The organism is Sphingomonas sp. Ant20 (assembly GCF_000783375.1).
GTDB classification, from domain to species: domain Bacteria; phylum Pseudomonadota; class Alphaproteobacteria; order Sphingomonadales; family Sphingomonadaceae; genus Sphingomonas; species Sphingomonas aerolata.
Map to the genome: position 1 here is coordinate 1 of NZ_JRVI01000018.1, position 16,629 is coordinate 16,629.

Consider the following 16,629-nt stretch of genomic DNA (forward strand, 5'->3'; position numbering starts at 1 on the left):
GCCGCCGCGCCAGCACCAGCGCGACCGGTGCCGCGACTGCCATCGCGACGAGGAACCACAGGATCAGCCGCGCCTGCCACAAGCCGACGCCGGCCGCGCCGGGCGGATCGTCCGCCACTGGCCATCGGGGGCATGGACCCAGACGACGAACGCGCCGAACAGCGTGTTGTGACGACCGACTGTGGCGGCATCTTGGGCATGCCCATCGGCATGGGCGGACGAAACGCGCCCGCCATCAAGGGGGGGCCATAGCGCCGCGCCTCGACGATCACCGCGCGTGCCGGCACGCCCAGATCGGCGGCGATCACCCGGCCGAGATGGCGATCACGCGCATCGCCCTGCTCAGTCGGCGGGGCGGTCGCGACCGCGATCGTCAGCAGCCCGCTCGGGTCGCGTCCGGCACGCACGACCGAGGCGATCCGGCTGGTCGAATAGACCACCGCGTCGGCGGCGGGACGAGCAGGACGGCGGCGAAATTGAGCAGCTGGACGAGCAGGACGGTGAACAGGATGAACGCGAAGATCCGCAGGAACAGCGGCCAGCGTCGTGGATGCCCGACCCTAGCGCCGACGGGTGTCGCGCCGGCCGTGCGTGGCGGCGTGGTCACAGCCGGATCACGCGGGGAACGAAGAAATAGCCTTCGTTGCGGATCGTCCGGATGATCTCGTCCCCGCGCGAACGCAGCTTGCGTCGCAGCCGGCTGACCTGGACGTCGATCGCCCGGTCGAACGCGTCGGTGTCCGGGCCCCGCGCCGCCTCCAGCAACGCGTCGCGCGCGAGCACCCGGCGCGGACGCTCGACAAAGGCGCGCAACACCGCGAATTCGCCATCGGTCAGGTCGACGAGCATGCCGTCGCCGTCGAGCAGCTCGTGCGCGGCAAAATCGACCCGCCAGCCGAGAAAGCCGTAGCTGCGTCCGGTTTCAACAGCCGCGCCATTGCGTTCACGCAGTGCGGCGCGGACGGTGGCGAGGATCTCGCGCGGGCTGCACGGCTTGGTCAGATAATGGCTCGCGCCGATCTCGAGCCCGAGGATCCGGTCGGGTTCGTCGCCCAGTGCGCTGAGCATGACGACGGGGGGGGCGCCCTTGCGGGTCAGGCGGCGACAGGCCGCCAGACCGTCCTCGCCCGGCATCATCACGTCGAGCAGGATCAGCGCGATCGGATGCCGTGCGAGCGCGACGTCCATTTCCTGCGCATTGGTCGCGGTTTCGACGCGGTACCCGTGCATCCCCAGACTCTGCGCGAGCAGCGTCCGGATCGCATGGTCGTCATCGACCACGAGCAGCATCGTATCGGCGGGTTCGGGAGCGGCGCAGTGCATCGCCGGCCACTATGCCACGTATGTGTTCGCGATGTTTCAGCGATTTCGCATCATGCCACGCCACCGCCGGTCGTTGCCGGCGCGACGGATTGCGCAACATCCAGACATATGCCGGAAAGAACTGACCTGCAGGCGAGGCGCATGATTTTGACCAACAGCGTTTCCGTCGCCGTGCCCGGCCCTGATCTCCATGCCGGCACGCGAGGGGCGGATGACAGCGCGCGGATCGTCATCGTCGACGACGATCCCGGGCTGCGCGAGTTGCTGACGGGGTTTCTGGTCGATCACGGCCTGCGCGCCGAAGCCGTGGCGAGCGGCGCCGCGCTGCGAACCCGGCTCGCGCATCGCCCCTGCGATCTCGTCGTGCTCGACATGATGATGCCCGGCGAGGACGGGCTGTCGGTGCTGCGCGCACTGACCCAGACGCAGGATCCGCCGCGGGTGATCATGTTCTCCGCGCTGTCGAGCGAGATCGACCGGGTCGTCGCGCTCGAGCTGGGCGCGGATGACTATGTCACCAAGCCGTCGAGCCCGCGCGAGATCCTCGCGCGGATCCGGTCGGTCCTGCGGCGGCAACGGGCGCAACTGGCCAGCGGCGCGTCGCCCGATCCTGCCGACCCCGCGCCGATCGAGCGACCCGTTGGCGCCGCAAGTCCCGTGCAGAGCCACGATCTGGTCGGCTTTGCGGGCTGGGCGCTGAACTGCCGGATGCGGACGCTAACCGCACCCGACGGCACCAATGTCCGGCTGACCGATGGCGAGTTCCAGATGCTGCATCTGTTCGTGGCGCAACCGCAGACGATCCATTCGCGTGACGACATGATCGCGACGCTGGGGCGCAGCGACGGCCCGGCGAAGGGACGCACGATCGACGTCAATATCAGCCGGCTGCGGCGCAAGGTGCAGCGGCACGACCGCACCGAACTGATCCGGACGGTACGTGGCAACGGCTATATCTTCATGCCGGACGTGTCCCCGCTCTGAGCGGCGGACGGACCCGGTCGGCGCGTTGCGGGCTGCGGCCAGGAAAATAGCGTTGGGGCGGGATATTGGCGCACGCCGCGACGTTCATGTCCGACCACGGCTTCCCCAGCGTCGAATACCCGGCCTGGTGGGGGGCAGAGACGCGATCGGACAGATACTTCCATGGCCAAGACCCTTGCCGCATTGGCCAGCGACGTGCTGCGCGCCACCACCCGACCCGCGCGCGACGATGTACGCGACGGGGTGCGCTATGACGGCTATCTGCGGCTGGAGGATTATGGCGCGCTCGGTGACGGGCGGTCGGTCGCGCTGTCGGGGGCGGACGGGTCGATCGACTGGTGGTGCGTGCCCAATCTCGATTCTCAGCCGCTGTTCGACCGGCTGCTCGATCCGGAGGAGGGGGGACGGTTCAGCATCACCCCGACCGAGCCGTTCACCGTCGAGCGCCGCTATCTGCCCGGCAGCAACGTGCTCGAGACGCTCTTCATCACGGATGGCGGTCGCGCGCGGCTAACCGAATCGATGAACAGCGGTACGGCCGGGCGGCTGCCCTGGACCGAACTCGCACGCCGGATCGACGGGCTCGACGGTGCCGTCCGGTTCAGAATCGAGATGCGCCCGGGGCGCAGGGCCAGCGGGGCGAGCCCCTATCAATCGAAGATCGGCGAATATCCGGTCTTCCATGTCGACCGCGTGCTGGGGCTGTTTCTGCACAGCGATGGCGTCGTCGTGGAGCGCGCTGACGAGGCGGTGACGGGCGTGCTGACGGTCGCGCAGGGGCAGCGCGAGGTCGTCGCGATTGTCGCGGGTGAGGACGAGCCGCTGGTCGTGCCGACGATCGCCGATATCGACGAGCGGATCGATATTTCGGACGCGGAATGGCGGCAATGGTCGCACCGGATCGACTATGACGGCGAACGTCGCCCCGCGTTCATCCGCAGCGTCCTTGCGCTGAAGCTGCTGCTCTATTCACCGACCGGTGCGATTGCAGCCGCCGCGACGACCTCGGTTCCCGAAGGGATCGGCGGCAAGAAGAATTACGACTATCGCTACGCCTGGATCCGCGACGCCGGCTATACGATCAAGGCGTTCCTTGCCGCGGGGGCGCAGATGGAGGCCAAGGCGGCGTTCACCTGGCTGTTGAAGCGACTGGGCGAACACGGCCCGCGCGTCTGCTATACGCTCGACGGCGCGCTGGTCCCCGATCTGAGCGAAATCGACGTGCCGGGATATCGGCGGTCGAAGCCCGTGCAGGTCGGCAACACTGCGACCGACCAGAACCAGCACGGCGTCTATGGCGACATATTCGAGACCGCCGCCCGCTTCGTCAGTTGCGGCAATATCCTCGATGCGTCGAGCGCCGAACTGCTGTCGCATTTGGCGGACCGGTGCGCGGACGCGTGGCGGCAGAAGGATGCCGGCATCTGGGAGCTCGAGGAGTCGCAGCATTACACCATGTCGAAGATCAGCTGCTGGCAAGCGCTGGCGCGTGCGGTCGAACTGGCGGACCAGGGGCAGTTGCCGACCACGTGCCGCGATCGCTGGTCGCGCGAACGCGACCGGATCGCGCAGTGGATCGAGGATGAATGCTGGTCCGAGACCAAGCAGGCGTTCGTCTTCTACCCTGGCAGCGACAAGCTCGACGCGTCGCTCGCGCTGGCGGTGCGGTTCGGCTTCGACGGGCGCGAGCGGCTGGAAAAGACGCTCGACGCAATCGACCGCGAACTGGGGGCGGGGCCCTATCACTATCGCTACAGCGACGTGTGGTCAGAGGAAGGGTGTTTCCTGGCGTGCACCTTCTGGATGATCGAGGCGCGTGCGCTGCTTGGTCAGCGTGATCGGGCGGAGGCGGCGCTTGCGGGCATTTCCGAAGCGCTCGATCGCGGCGTCGGGATCATGACGGAAATGGCCGATCCGAAGACGGGCATGTTTCTCGGCAACCTGCCGCAGGGTCTATCGCACCTTGCGCACGTCATGGCGCTCGACGTGCTCGGCGGACAGGACGCCTGCTAGCGGCGGGGCGGCGCGGCGTTTTGCAGCCCCGCCGTCAGCCTGTCGTCGGACGTGTCAGCCCGCGTCGACGCCCTGTTTGCGCGCGCCGGTGATCATGCGCGCGGCGATCTGACGGACACCGGCATCATCCTTGGTCTCGTCGGTCGCCGGGTCGCCGAGATGGTCGAGGCTGGCTTCCATGAAGTCGAGCAGCCCCGGGTGCTGCGCCTCGACATATTCCATCAGTTTGAACAGCAGATGTTCGGACGCGATCTCGCGCTGGCGGGCCATGATGGCGGTGGTGTCGGTCATGTCGGATTCCATGGTGTCGGGGAGGGAGTGGGGGACGGTTGCGGGGGCGGGGCGGTCATCGTGGAGTCCGCCCCGTCCTCACGGCGTTTAGCGCTCTGCCACCTCGGAGGCGTCGAATTCGGCGAATGCGGCCTTGATGTCGCTGGCGCGCCCGGCGTCCGCGATATCGACCGAAACGATGATCTTGCCCTCGAGCGCGGCATCGGCGCGCGACGCGGGCGTGGGATTATCGCCTGCGGTGTCGGCGCCCGCGCGTTCGTCGCCAGCGCTGTTGTCTGCGCCGTCGGTCGTGATGAAGATGTCGGTCCGCTCGACCTGCATTTCCTGGACGAGACGTTCCACCGTCATCTCGGCTTCGCGGCGCGTGTCGAACTTGGCTTTGAGAGTGGTCGGCATCAATGGCTCCTCGGGATGCGAAAGGTCCTGCACGACGGGCTATCGGCCGTCCTGCAACGCGTGATGACAACGCGCATCGGCGGATTTCGCCCAGCCGTTTCGAAGAATTTGACCCGGCGGCAAAGGCCGATCGCCGATTTAGGGCTCGCTCTGCCGGACCGGGCGAACAAGACCTGCTTCCGTGCGTTACACGGTGATTCCGGGAGGTGACGCCATGATGCAGGATGATGAACGCTGGATGCGCGAGGCGATCGCGATCGCACGGTCGAAGGGATCGGATCCGTCGACCTCACCGCTGGGCTGCGTGATGGTGCTCGACGGCAAGATGATCGCGGGCGAACGCAACCAGACGCATGAGCTTCCGGACGCGACCGCGCACGCCGAGATGATGGCGATCCGGCGCGCCTGCGAGGATACGGGCGAACTCGAACTGCGCGGGGCGACACTCTACTCGACACTGCAACCCTGCGGGATGTGCACGATGGCGTCGATCTGGTCGAAGGTCGGGCGCGTCGTCTATGGCGCGGGCCGCGACGACGTGCATCCGATGTATTTCGAGGCGAAGCACGTCGATACGCTCGCCTTCATTCACGACGCCTATCGCGACGACATCGTCATCGAGGGCGGGTGCCTGAAGGCCGAATGCGCCGTGCTTTATTATGGCCCGGACGCGGAGCTGCGACCGACGAACAGGCCAATCTCTGACCTGAGGCGATGCGTCGGGTCGGGGTTTGCCGACGCTCATGCCGCAACCTCGGTGGCGGCCTGGGCACAATAGCGATCGACGAACGCCTGGTGCGCGGGCAGCCGATCGACCTGTTGTGCGATCCCCGCCTTCAGCTCCGCGAGTGACGATCCGAGCCGTTCGGGCGGCATCATCCGCGCGAGGCGATGCCAGTCGCGCGGCTCGAGACGCTGGCCCAGCATGACCTGGGTCCAGGAACTGACGCGGAACAGGTCGTCCGGCGACTGATAAGCCTGCGCGGCATCGGTGAACAGCGCGATGCGCTCCGCCAGCGTGTCGGGGATCGGCATTGCGGCACAGGCCTTCCAGAACGGTTCGCTGCGCTGATTCAAATGATAGTGGAGGATGACGAAATCCCGGACGCCTTCGATCTCGCGCCGCGTCTGCGCGTTGAACTGCGCGACGACCGCAGGGCTGATCCCGTCGAAGGGGAAGGCGCGGAGCAGCCGGGTCAGCGCGGTCATGACGAGATGGATGCTGGTCGATTCGAGCGGTTCGACGAACCCGCCGGCGAGGCTCAGCGCGATGCAATTGCCCTCCCATGCGCGCAGGCGACGACCGGTCGTGAAGCGCAGCAGGCGCGGGTCGGTCAGCGGTTGACCCTGGACGGACGCCAGCAGACGGTCCCGGGCCGCATCATCGGAGAGGTACTCGCTCGAATAGACGATGCCGTTGCCGACGCGGTGCTGGAGCGGGATCCGCCACTGCCAGCCGGCATCATGCGCGATCGCGCGGGTATAGGGCCGGGCGGGCTCGACCGACGTCGTCTGCACTGCGAGCGCACGGTTGGCGGGAAGCCAGTGGCTCCAGTCTTCATAGCCGACACCCAGCGCATCACCGATCAGCAGGCCGCGAAACCCGCTGCAGTCGAGAAACAGATCGCCTGCGACACGCGAGCCGTCGGCGAGGATGACCGCATCGATATGGCCGGTCTCGGCCGAGCGATCGATCCCGGCGATCCGTCCCTCGATCCGGGTCAGCCCCGCGGTCTCGCAGCGCTCGCGCAGGAAGCGGGCATAGCGGCCCGCGTCGAAATGATAGGCATAGTTGAGCTGCGGACCCTGCTGACCGATGGTGAAGCGGCGCGCCTCTGCGGCCTGGAGTTCGAGGCAATAGTCGCCAAAGTCGCCGGCCAGACCGTTGGCGCGCGCTTCGAGCCAGAAATGCTGGAAGTCGCCCATCCAGGTGGACCGCCCGACATCGCCGAACGAATGGACATAGCGATCGTCGGGGCGTGCCCAGCCCTCGAACGCGATGCCGAGTTTGAACGTCGCGCCGGTGGCGGCCATGAACGCGCGCTCGTCGAGGCCAAGCAGTGCATGAAAGGCCTGGACCGTGGGGATGGTCGCTTCGCCGACGCCGACAGTGCCGATCTCGTCCGACTCGATCAGCGTGACGTCGACCAGCGCGCCGAGTTGTCGCGTCAGCAGCGCCGCGGCGAGCCAGCCGGCGGTGCCGCCGCCGGCGATGATCACACGGGTTTTCGGCGGGGTATCCATCGCATATCCCTTCATCGATTGAGCCGTTGCAACAGCGTGGCGCGCAGCCTTCGCGCGGCCATCGCATCCAGCGGCGCGAGTGCGCCCCGTGCGTCTGCCGGGAGATGCGCGCCGGCGCGGGCCGCATCGCCGAAGACATAATAGTCGAACAACGCCTGCCACCCGCGCTTCTCATGCTCGGGCCGGTCGCGCAGGCTGAGCAGGCCGTGCAGCAACGTGTTCTGCGGCGTGTCCATGAAGCGCGGCGTCGGGTTCCACCAATAGTTGATCATCGCGTTGAACGGATCGAGCGCCTCGACCTGGTGCCACCACAAGGCCGGGTAGATGAGCGCGTCGCCGGGCTCCATCTCCGCGACTTCGGCCACCGCCAGCGCATCGGCAAAGCCGGGATGGCGGGTGAAGTCGGGCGCATCGAAATTGACCATCGAGACGACCTGGCCCGCGGGCGTCGGTTCGAGCGGCCCCGGATAGAGGTTGGCGACCTGCTCGGGCGGGAAGAGCGTGAAGCGCCGCCGCCCGACCAACGTGACCGCAATGTTGTTCGACATGTCGTGATGCGCCGAGGCGGTCGTCCGGTTGCCGATCCAGATACTGACCAGCGGCGGATGCGCGATGAGTTCGGGATCGCCGAAGGGGAGCACTGCCTGGTCCCGGAGGCCGGGGAGGTACTGATCGATGTCGGTCGAACCGATATAGATGCTGGGCGCGGCGGCATCGTCGATGCCGGCGAGAAGCTGGTCGAGATAGGCGGACAGCGATCCGCGCTCGCGGGTGAAGTTGAGCGCGGTGCAGTCGGCCGTGTATCCGAAACGGCCGCCGATCGCGGGGTCGCCGATATAGGCCGTCACCGGCTGGCCGCCATCGAACCGCTTGAGCCAGCCTACCGCGGCCGCGGGACCCTGACGCGCCGCAGCGACGAGCGGCACGTCGCGGGCAAGACCGCGCAGGATCGTCGGGCGGCCCTCCGCGATCAGATCGGCGACGGGCAGGGTCCGCGCGTCCGCCCCTTCGATCACGCGTGTCCGGCGGGTGATGGCGGGCACCGGGGTCAATCGACTGCCGCGAGCCGCTGTTGCTTGTGTGCAATCAGCTGCTGGATATTGCCGAGCGATGACGCGGCAAGGATGGCGAGCCGCAGGATGCCCGAGCGGTGCAATTGTTCGAGCGGCGGGCCGCTGAGCGCCGCGAGCTGCTCGAGGTCGACGACGAGTACGTCGGGTACGGTGTAGCGGCGTTCGTCGCTGACATCGATGGTGAGCGTGACCGGCGCGAGCAGCCCGGCGTCGTCGAGCGCGGCATAGGCGGCGGGCGCGGTGTCCATCCCCTCGTACAGCAGCCGCAGCACGCCGGTGACATGATCGAGATAGGGCGTGTTGCCGCCATGCTCGAGGAACAGCGGAAGACCCGCCGGGTCACCGACGCGCGGATCGTCGAGATCGACCTGCAGCATCGCCTCGCCGACATCGTCCGGTGCGGACCGGGTCATGCCGATCGAGAAGGGACCGCGCCGGTGGCTGGCGGGGACGTAGCGGCTGGTCCAGCGGTCGTCGGTGAGAAAGAGATTCTCGTCGCGGTCGAGCCCCAGCAGCACATAGGCCTGAAGACCTTCGTCGCGGCGGCGGAACACGATCGCGAATTCGCGTTGCAGTTCCTCGAATTCGGCGGGGAAGACCAGCGCCTGATTGGCCGCGTCATTGAATGCAGCGCCGGCGCGTGGGCTGACGCGCAGGTCGGCATGATCGATATTATTGATCTGTACGGGGTTCATCCGCTCCGGTCCCTTTTTGTCCGGGTCTATCAGCCAGGCGGCGTCGGACAACAGGAAAAGGCCGCGGCACGGTGCTGCGGCCCCTCCATTGCCCGATGCGGTGTCCGGCGCGCGCCGAGGCGCACGCCGGCCCGTGCTCAGAAGCGGTAGCGTGCGCCGAGATAGAAGCGCGGCTTCAGTTCCTGCACATAGACCAGATTGGTCTCGGTACGGGCATATTGGCGGAACGGTTCGCTCGTCAGATTGACCGCCTCGAGCGAGATCGAGAAGCTCTGCGCGATGTCGTAGCTGATGCTCGCGTCGAGCGTCCCGAAGGCTGCGGTGAAGAGCGGGTTGCGGTTGCCGCCCTGGTTGGTGCCCGACAGATATTTGTCGCGCCAGTTGTACGAGACACGCGCCGAAAGCCCGTTCTTGTCATAGATGCCGGTCAGGTTCGCGCTGTCGCCGAGGCCGGTCAGTGCGAAGATGTTGACGTTGGGATCGGCATAGGGATCGACGTTCACGTCGCCATTGACCTTGGTGTACGACACCGCAAAGCCGAAGCCGGTCTGACCGAAGAAGTTGGTCCAGGCGACCTCGAACCCGTGGATGTTGCCCTCGCGGTTGTTGACCGGTCCGCTGATCGCGAACTCGAACAGGGGATCGTTGGGATCGGCGACGATGTCGACCGCATTGGCCAGATCGACGACGAACTGCGTCCTCAGGCCACCCGTCGCGGGATCGATATTGTTCTGGAACGCGGCGGATGCGGCCGCCTGGTTCCCGTTATTCTGCGTCAGCAACGCGGTGTAGGAGAACAGGTTGATGTCGCTGAGCGGGAGGCCGTTGGCTTGGAGATAGGCCAGCGCGGTACCCGAGCGCGAACCGGCCGCGCCCGAACCCGGGTCACGCAGCCCGAACAGATTGCCGCTGGTGACCTGGTTGCCGATGAAGTTGCGGACGTCCTTGTTGAAGAAGCCGACCGACACGAAGCTCGTCGGCTTGTAATACCATTCGAGCGACACGTCGAAATTGTCCGAGACCAGCGGCAACAGCGCCGGATCCTGACGCGTTGCGCCCGCAGGGGCCGCACCGAGCGCGGTCGGGCGGTTCGGCGCCCCGGCGCTGACGGAGGCAAAGAGGTTGCCATAGTCGGGACGGGCGAGCGTGCGGCTGAACGAGGCGCGCGCCATGACGTTGTCGATCGGTTCGATGTTGAAATCGAGCGATGGCAACAGATTGTCGTAGCTCGCCTTGACCGTGACGGCGCCGCTGGGCGGCCCGCCATCGACCGCGAAGTCATTGTCCTGCGACCAGCGAATGCCGCTCGGCACCGACTGGATGCCGATCGACTTGACCCGCGTCTTTTCATAGCGGGCGCCGATCAGCGCATTGGCGCGGCGTCCGCCGAGTTCACCGGCCCAGGTGATCTGGCCATAGGCCGCCCAGGTCTTCTCACCGACGGTATCGTCCGAGGACGGGCTCGGCGAGACCGCGTTGCCGCGGGCGGCGTAGAAAGGCTCGAAGACGTCGAGCAGATCGACCGCGTTGGCGCGGAAGGCGACCAGTGACGAGCCTGTCGACTTCGGATCATATTTGTCGAACTTGCAGGTCAGGCAGAAGGTGTCGACGAGATCGCCGGCGAGTTCTGCGACGCGACCGGTATCCGTGATGCCCCAGTCGCCGAGGGTCTGGATCGTGTTGACCGTGGTCGAGCGCATGTTCGCGTCGATATAGTTGCCGCCGACGTTGAACTTGCTGCCCCCGCCCAGGTCCCAGGCGACGTCGCCGCCGAACTGGTTGATCCGGGCTTCCTGGGTCGACGTGATCTTCCGTGCGACCTGGCTACCCAGATCCGCGATGTCGAGCGTGTTGTTGCAGTTGCCGCCGCGACCACCGTTGGTTGCGGTGCAGTCGTTGATCGTCTCGGACTGCTGCGGGAAGCCGGTGGTGAAGTCGACCTTGTGCGAGGAGCGTACCGGCGCACCGATCGAGATCGTCGTCGCCGAGGTTCCGTTCGCGTTATCCGGATTGGTCTTCGACTTGGCATGGTTGGCGTCGAGCGTCAGTCGCAGATTGTCGGTGAAGTCCCACTTCACATTGCCACCGACTGAATAGAGCTCGGTCTTGGTCGCGAAACGCTGCTGCTCGTAACCCTTGTCCGCCTGGATCGACTCGGCGAGGATCACCGCGCTCTGCATCTGCTTGTTGTCGTCGAAGGTGACTTCGGTGAATGGGCGCTGGAACCAGTTGGTCTGCTCGCTGCGCTCTTCGCTCAGCTTGTTCCGGGCATACATGCCGTCGATCGAGATTTCGAACCGGTCGGACGGCTTGAACTGGATGTTGGCCTGGCCGTTCAGACGCTCGCGGCGGTTCTCGGAGAACTGGTACCGGCTGTCGTTCGGTATCTGGACATATTCAGTCGTCGGGCGATTGGTGATCACCGTCGTCGGCCGGATATAGGCGCCCGCCGTGTTGAGGAAATCGGCCAGCGGCACGATGTTCCAGTAATTGGGGTTGGACTGAACCGAAGCGGATTCGCGCAGCTGATAGCTGCCGAACACATTGACGCCGAAGGTTTCGTTCGGGTTCTTGTAGTTGATGAGGCCGGACAGCTCTGGCGTGATCTTGCTCAGATCGCCTTCCGCCTTCTCGACCGAGCTGTCATACAGCCCCTTGGCACCGATCGACCCCGAAAGGCCGCTCTCGCTCGACGACAGCGGTCGGCGGGTGACGACGTTGATCGCCGCACCGATGCCGCCCGACGGGATGTTGGCGCGGCCGGTCTTGTAGACCTCGAGCGTGGCGACACCCTCGGATGCGAGATTCTGGAAATCGAACGAACGACCCGTACCGGTCGCAAACGCGTTGCCGGTGCTCGTGTCGATGCTGGTCGCCGGAAGCTGGCGGCCGTTCAGGGTGACGAGGTTGAAGCCGCCGCTGAAGCCGCGGACGGCAACCTGCGAGCCTTCGCCGTTGGCGCGGCTGATCGAGACGCCGGTGACGCGCTGCAGCGATTCCGCGAGGTTGGTGTCGGGGAACTTGCCGATATCCTCGGCCGAGATGGCGTCGACGACGCGGCCGAGTTGCGCTTGATGTCGATAGCGCGACCAAGGCTGGCGCGGATGCCGGTGATGACGATCTCGTCCCCGGGGGCCGATTGTGGATCCTGGCTCGCGGTCTGCCCTGCGTCTTGCGCGGTGGATGTCGCCGGAAGCGCTGGCTGCGCGGCAGTCGCAGGCGACCCTGTCTCGGTGCCTGGCGCCATTTGCGCGAAGGTCTGTGCCGGATTCAGCAGGCAAACGGCAACTGTGGCAATCGAACTCGAACGCACGAGTGCATTGAGTATGGACGAACCCCTCATCATTCTCTCCCCCTTTGCGGCATGACCGCAGCCCTTCCGAAACCGCTCTTATTGGCGGTGTGTGATAGGGCTACCATGGGCACGAATACTGTCAACGGTAATCTGTATTCTGTGTCGCGTATTTTAGACACAGTGGCAGTAAAGCCATAGCCGATAAAATGACTTAAATATGATTATTTAATACTTGAGACAGGGAGAGACCTGCCCCGTCATTGGAAAGCGGGGCGGGGCCTGTTCAGGCAGGTTCGGACCAACCGCAGGAACGGGCGAACTGATCACCCGGTCCGGCGGCACAGGCGGGGGACCGGCGCGACCGTCATGCCGGGCGCGTGCTCAGCGCTGCGGCGTGGTGAACAGCGCGAGCGGCACCGCGGCACCCATCGCCCGATAGCCCGCTTCGGACGGGTGAAGATGATCGCCTGAGTCGAACGCCGGCGCGAGACGGTCGGGACGGCGCGGATCGCGCATCACCCGGTCGAAGTCGATCACCGCATCGAAGACGCCCGAGTTGCGGATGAAGCTGTTGACCGCCTGGCGATCGGCCTCGAGCGCGGCGTCCGGGTGATAATAGTCATTGCCGCCGAACGGCATCACCGTGCCGCCGATGATCTTGATACCATGTGCATGCGCGCGGTCGGCCAGCTGGCGGAAGCCGGCGGTCAGTTGCGCGACGAGCGCCGCATGGTCTTCGGGCGATGCCGGAGCGTCGCGCGTCAAGACGCCGAGATCGTTCACCCCTTCGAGCAGGATCGCCCAGCCGACGCCGCTGCGCGCGATCACGTCGCGGTCGAACCGGGCAACAAGGTTGGGACCGAGCCCGTCGAGCAATATCCGGTTGCCGCCGATGCCGGCATTGACGACGCCGAGCGGGCGTGTCGCCGGTGCCGCGCGCAGCCGTTCGGCGAGGATGTCGGGCCAGCGGCTGTTGCGTTCCGGGGCGACGCCATAGCCATCGGTGATCGAATCGCCGATCGTGACGATCGTCGTCGGGCGTGCCGCGCTGGTGACCTGGGCGACGCCGGGCCCCGCGACCTCGACATCGGCGAGAGCATACCAGTGTGGCGTCGTGGTCGCGCCTGCGAGAAGCGGGTCGGCGACGTGATTGCCCGCGACCGTGAAGCTGGTGGCCCGCGCACCGGGATGGCCGGTCTGCGGCGTGGCGGGATCGGGCAGATAGAGGCTGACGGCGAGGTCGGCCCCGGGTGCGAACGCGAGCGCGACCGGATCCGAGTAGATCTCCCCACCCGCCGGGATGACGGCGTTCACCTGTCCGGCAAAGCGAAGCGTCGTGCCGCCCGCGATACGCGAGGTGCCGAGAGCGGTCGGCCGGGCAATATGCGCCGCGCCGATCCTGAGCGGCTGGGTGCCGAACGCGTTGGACAGCCGCACGCGGACCTGTGTGCCGCCAGCCGACAGACGGACGACCTGTCGGAGCGTGATCGCGCCGGCGCGGTCGGCCGGCAGCGCATTGTCTCCTGTCGCGATCATCTGCGCAGAGCCCCAGCTCCCGGTCCACCGCTGAGCCGGCGCGGCGCGCTGGGCATCCGCGCCGGTCGCGAGCAATGCTGCCAACAGCCACGCCGTCGGCCTGGCTACCGAAGATCCCACAGTCATCGCTTTCTCCATAAGGCCGCTCATTGCGGGTTGCCCGGGGCAAAGGCGGGGTGCTGCGCCTTGTACCAGTCGAGATCATGCGCGGGCGCAGCAGCGCCGGCCGGCAGCGACCGGCCGTTCACCGACATCCAATAGGCGAGGCTGGCATCGCGCCACCACCGGGCCTCGCGTTCCTGGATACCCAGATAGGTCGCGGTCTTGGCCCAGCGTTCGGCATCGACCTGGCCGCGCAGCCCGTCCCAGCGCTGGCGCATGTCCGCGACATAGCCGACGCCGCGATCATAATCATGGACCATCTCGGCCCAGAGGCTGCGCCCCGATGCCATCGGCCGGTCCCATGACACGTGATGGAACCACAGCAGGTCACGCTCCGGTGTCGTCGCTGGATCGGCCAGACGTCGGGCAAGCTCTGGGGCATATTGCGCGACGGCGTTGCTGCCGGTGCGCGTCCGGTCGAAGCCGATCCCGGCCTTGTCCGCGCGGTGATAATAGACCGGATTCCACTCCGGACGCTTCAGGTCGGCAACCCACGGACCGGGGCCATAATGATGGCCCGTCGCCATGACGTGCGCGAGCCCGAGCGGCGTCATATAGTCGACCACGGCTTCCCGCGAGCCCATCATCATGTCCGTCACCGGCGCGACGATCGCGGGGTTCGGCCCGAAGGTCATCGCCGCCCATTCGCGCGCGACCGGCTGTGCGCCGATCGTCGGATCCCAGGCCATCCGCCCGAACGCGAACCAGTTCGCCTGGTTGAAGGTCGATCCGGCCCAGTCGCGGTCGCGGCCGACATTGGCGACCCCCGCCATGCCGGTCAGCGCGTGGCGATTGATGCCGCCCTCGACGATTTGGGCGACCGTCGCGCGCTTGCCGCCGGCGAAGGTCTCGCTGCCGAGCGTCTCGGCGAAGAGCGGCCCGAGATAGGCGAGGTGCGTCGCAAAGCCGAGATATTCCTTCGTGATCTGAAACTCGAGCATCAGCGGCGTCCTGGGCATTGCCCCGAACAGCGGATGGAACGGCTCGCGCGGCTGGAAGTCGATCGCGCCGTTCTTGACCTGGACGATGACGTTGGCGGCGAACTTGCCGTCGAGCGGCTTGAACTCGGTATAGGCCTGTTTCGCGCGGTCGTCCGGGTCGGTGTCGGCATAGACGAACGCCCGCCACATCACGATGCCGCCATGCGGCGCGACCGCCGCTGCGAGCATGTTCGCGCCGTCGGCGTGGCTGCGGTGATAATCGCGCGGCCCCGGCTGGCCTTCGCTATTGGCCTTGACGAGAAAGCCGCCAAAATCCGGAATCGCGCGGTAGATCTCGTCGCTCTTCGCCTTCCACCAGGCCGCAACCTGGGGGTCGAGCGGGTCTGCCGTCTTCAGCTTGCCGAGCTCGATCGGCGCGGAGAACCGGGCCGACAGATAGACCTTAATGCCATAGGGGCGGAAGACATCGGCGAGCGCGGCCGCCTTGGCGATATAGCTGGCGGACAGGCTGTCGGGCTTGGCGTTGACGTTGTTGAGAACCGTGCCGTTGATGCCGATCGACGCATTGGCGCGCGCATAGTCGGTGTAGCGGGGATCCTTGAAGTCGGGCAGCGTCCACCAGTCCCAGAGCGACTGGCCGGCATAGCCGCGCTCGACCACACCATCGAGATTGTCCCAGTGGTTCAGCACGCGCAGCTTCACCCGCGGTGCCGAGGCGAGCGCGATCCGGTCGATCCGGCCGCCGGTCTGGATGTGGCGCAGCAGCGCGAAGCTGCCGTAGAGCACGCCGCGATCGGTACGCCCCGTCACCAGCGTGACGTCGCGGCCGCCGAGACGCACCTGCCGCACGACATAGCCTTCGTCGCCGAGGTCGTTCAGCGGCAGGCCGAGGCGGCGACGTCTCCGTCGGCCGAGGTCGCCAGCAGGATCGGATGTGGGCTCGGACCCATGGCAAAAGCGTGCCCGGTCAGCCCCGCGAGACCGCGGCGAAGCTCGTCCGCGGCGGCGCGCAACGTTGCCGACTGGCCGCGCATTTCGACCGATTCGGCGTCCCGGTCGAGCGCCGTCGCCGCCTCTTTCGCCAAGGGGCGGTAACGCATCCAGAGGTCGTAGCCGTCCTCTGCCTGCGCCCCGGTCGTACTTGCCATCGCAACCGCGACCGCCACGCAAAGCCAACGCACTCGCATCATTCTTTCCTCTCCCGGCACAGCCTCCCGCATTGACAACGGGTCTGCTTGTCGAACATGTTATCGCTATCACGATGACGGCATCGACAGCAATGCCGCGTTTGACGACAGGAGACGATGGGTGAGCGGCACGAGTTTCAGGACAATCGCGACCAGTCGCCGCGGCATGCTCCGCTGGCTGGGTTCGGCGTCGCTCGCGACTTTGACGTCCGGTCTGGCCCCCGGACTGGCAAGCGCTGCAAAGGACTCGCTCGTCTACCGGGATCCCGCGCGCCCGTCGACCTGCGGGTCCGCGATCTCATGGCGCGGATGACGCTCGACGAGAAAGTCGCGCAGTTGATCACGCTGTCGACGACGAAGCGGCAGGTGATGGACGACGCGCTGCGCTTCGACCCGACGCGTGCCGATACGGCCTATCCCAACGGCATCGGCCAGATTGCGCGGCCGTCCGACCGGGGCGGGGCCGCCACCGCGGCCAACACGGCGGCC

Annotated in this window: 12 protein-coding genes and 2 pseudogenes; 4 read left to right on the forward strand and 10 right to left on the reverse strand. The window is 66.6% G+C overall.

Going from position 1 to position 16,629, the window contains the following annotated elements; translation table 11 throughout:
- Positions 1-373: 373 nt before the first annotated feature.
- On the reverse strand, positions 374-607 hold the full coding sequence (locus NI18_RS25495) for a hypothetical protein (protein WP_052148988.1): 234 nt from the start codon (positions 605-607) through the stop codon (positions 374-376).
- Positions 604-1,323 (reverse strand): response regulator, encoded by a 720-nt coding sequence (locus NI18_RS04295; RefSeq protein WP_037528413.1) that lies wholly within the window; start codon positions 1,321-1,323, stop codon positions 604-606. The genes NI18_RS25495 and NI18_RS04295 overlap by 4 nt, the downstream gene beginning before the upstream one ends.
- 141 nt (positions 1,324-1,464) lie before the next feature.
- Between NI18_RS04295 and NI18_RS04300 the strand changes: the two genes are divergently transcribed.
- Both NI18_RS04300 and NI18_RS04305 read left to right on the forward strand, forming a co-directional pair.
- On the forward strand, positions 1,465-2,307 hold the full coding sequence (locus NI18_RS04300) for a response regulator (RefSeq protein ID WP_037528420.1): 843 nt from the start codon (positions 1,465-1,467) through the stop codon (positions 2,305-2,307).
- A gap of 162 nt (positions 2,308-2,469) precedes the next feature.
- Positions 2,470-4,320: a glycoside hydrolase family 15 protein gene (locus NI18_RS04305; RefSeq protein WP_084215039.1), complete on the forward strand. Its 1,851-nt coding sequence runs from the start codon at positions 2,470-2,472 to the stop codon at positions 4,318-4,320.
- 54 nt (positions 4,321-4,374) lie between these two features.
- Here NI18_RS04305 and NI18_RS04310 read toward each other — a convergent pair whose 3' ends face one another.
- Positions 4,375-4,611, reverse strand: coding sequence for a hypothetical protein (locus tag NI18_RS04310; protein ID WP_037528414.1), 237 nt, complete (start codon positions 4,609-4,611; stop codon positions 4,375-4,377).
- Between the two features lie 87 nt (positions 4,612-4,698).
- Entirely contained in the window at positions 4,699-5,007 is a 309-nt protein-coding gene (locus tag NI18_RS04315; RefSeq protein ID WP_031441090.1) for a hypothetical protein, read from the reverse strand.
- A gap of 214 nt (positions 5,008-5,221) precedes the next feature.
- Here NI18_RS04315 and NI18_RS04320 point away from each other — a divergent pair.
- Positions 5,222-5,712, forward strand: a pseudogene (locus NI18_RS04320) (nucleoside deaminase).
- A gap of 36 nt (positions 5,713-5,748) precedes the next feature.
- Here NI18_RS04320 and NI18_RS04325 read toward each other — a convergent pair.
- From NI18_RS04325 to NI18_RS04350, 6 genes and pseudogenes are all read right to left on the reverse strand, one after another.
- Entirely contained in the window at positions 5,749-7,251 is a 1,503-nt protein-coding gene (locus NI18_RS04325) for a tryptophan halogenase family protein (protein ID WP_037528426.1), read from the reverse strand.
- Between the two features lie 11 nt (positions 7,252-7,262).
- Positions 7,263-8,294, reverse strand: a complete 1,032-nt coding sequence (locus tag NI18_RS04330) for a cupin-like domain-containing protein (RefSeq protein WP_037528428.1) — start codon at positions 8,292-8,294, stop codon at positions 7,263-7,265.
- A 5-nt stretch (positions 8,295-8,299) separates the two neighbouring features.
- Positions 8,300-9,019 carry a SapC family protein gene (locus NI18_RS04335; RefSeq protein ID WP_037528430.1) on the reverse strand — a complete coding sequence of 240 codons (720 nt, stop codon included), beginning with the start codon at positions 9,017-9,019 and terminating at the stop codon, positions 8,300-8,302.
- 137 nt (positions 9,020-9,156) lie between these two features.
- Positions 9,157-12,300 carry a TonB-dependent receptor gene (locus NI18_RS04340; protein ID WP_306286235.1) on the reverse strand — a complete coding sequence of 1,048 codons (3,144 nt, stop codon included), beginning with the start codon at positions 12,298-12,300 and terminating at the stop codon, positions 9,157-9,159.
- A gap of 395 nt (positions 12,301-12,695) precedes the next feature.
- Positions 12,696-13,976, reverse strand: a complete 1,281-nt coding sequence (locus NI18_RS04345) for an SGNH/GDSL hydrolase family protein (RefSeq protein WP_052148990.1) — start codon at positions 13,974-13,976, stop codon at positions 12,696-12,698.
- 20 nt (positions 13,977-13,996) lie between these two features.
- A pseudogene (locus NI18_RS04350) lies at positions 13,997-16,140 on the reverse strand (alpha-glucuronidase family glycosyl hydrolase).
- A 309-nt stretch (positions 16,141-16,449) separates the two neighbouring features.
- On the opposite strand from NI18_RS04350, the gene NI18_RS04355 reads away from it, so the two are divergent.
- A partial coding sequence (locus tag NI18_RS04355) for a hypothetical protein (protein ID WP_306286236.1) occupies positions 16,450-16,629 on the forward strand: 180 nt, incomplete at its 3' end.

Bases quoted from the DNA above. Each gene is read 5' to 3' on its own strand.
- NI18_RS04345 (WP_052148990.1), bottom strand. From the start codon at position 13,976: ATGACTGTGGGATCTTCGGTAGCCAGGCCGACGGCGTGGCTGTTGGCA.
- NI18_RS04325 (WP_037528426.1), bottom strand. From the start codon at position 7,251: ATGGATACCCCGCCGAAAACCCGTGTGATCATCGCCGGCGGCGGCACC.
- NI18_RS04335 (WP_037528430.1), bottom strand. From the start codon at position 9,019: ATGAACCCCGTACAGATCAATAATATCGATCATGCCGACCTGCGCGTC.
- NI18_RS04305 (WP_084215039.1), top strand. From the start codon at position 2,470: ATGGCCAAGACCCTTGCCGCATTGGCCAGCGACGTGCTGCGCGCCACC.
- NI18_RS04295 (WP_037528413.1), bottom strand. From the start codon at position 1,323: ATGCACTGCGCCGCTCCCGAACCCGCCGATACGATGCTGCTCGTGGTC.
- NI18_RS04300 (WP_037528420.1), top strand. From the start codon at position 1,465: ATGATTTTGACCAACAGCGTTTCCGTCGCCGTGCCCGGCCCTGATCTC.
- NI18_RS04315 (WP_031441090.1), bottom strand. From the start codon at position 5,007: ATGCCGACCACTCTCAAAGCCAAGTTCGACACGCGCCGCGAAGCCGAG.
- NI18_RS04310 (WP_037528414.1), bottom strand. From the start codon at position 4,611: ATGACCGACACCACCGCCATCATGGCCCGCCAGCGCGAGATCGCGTCC.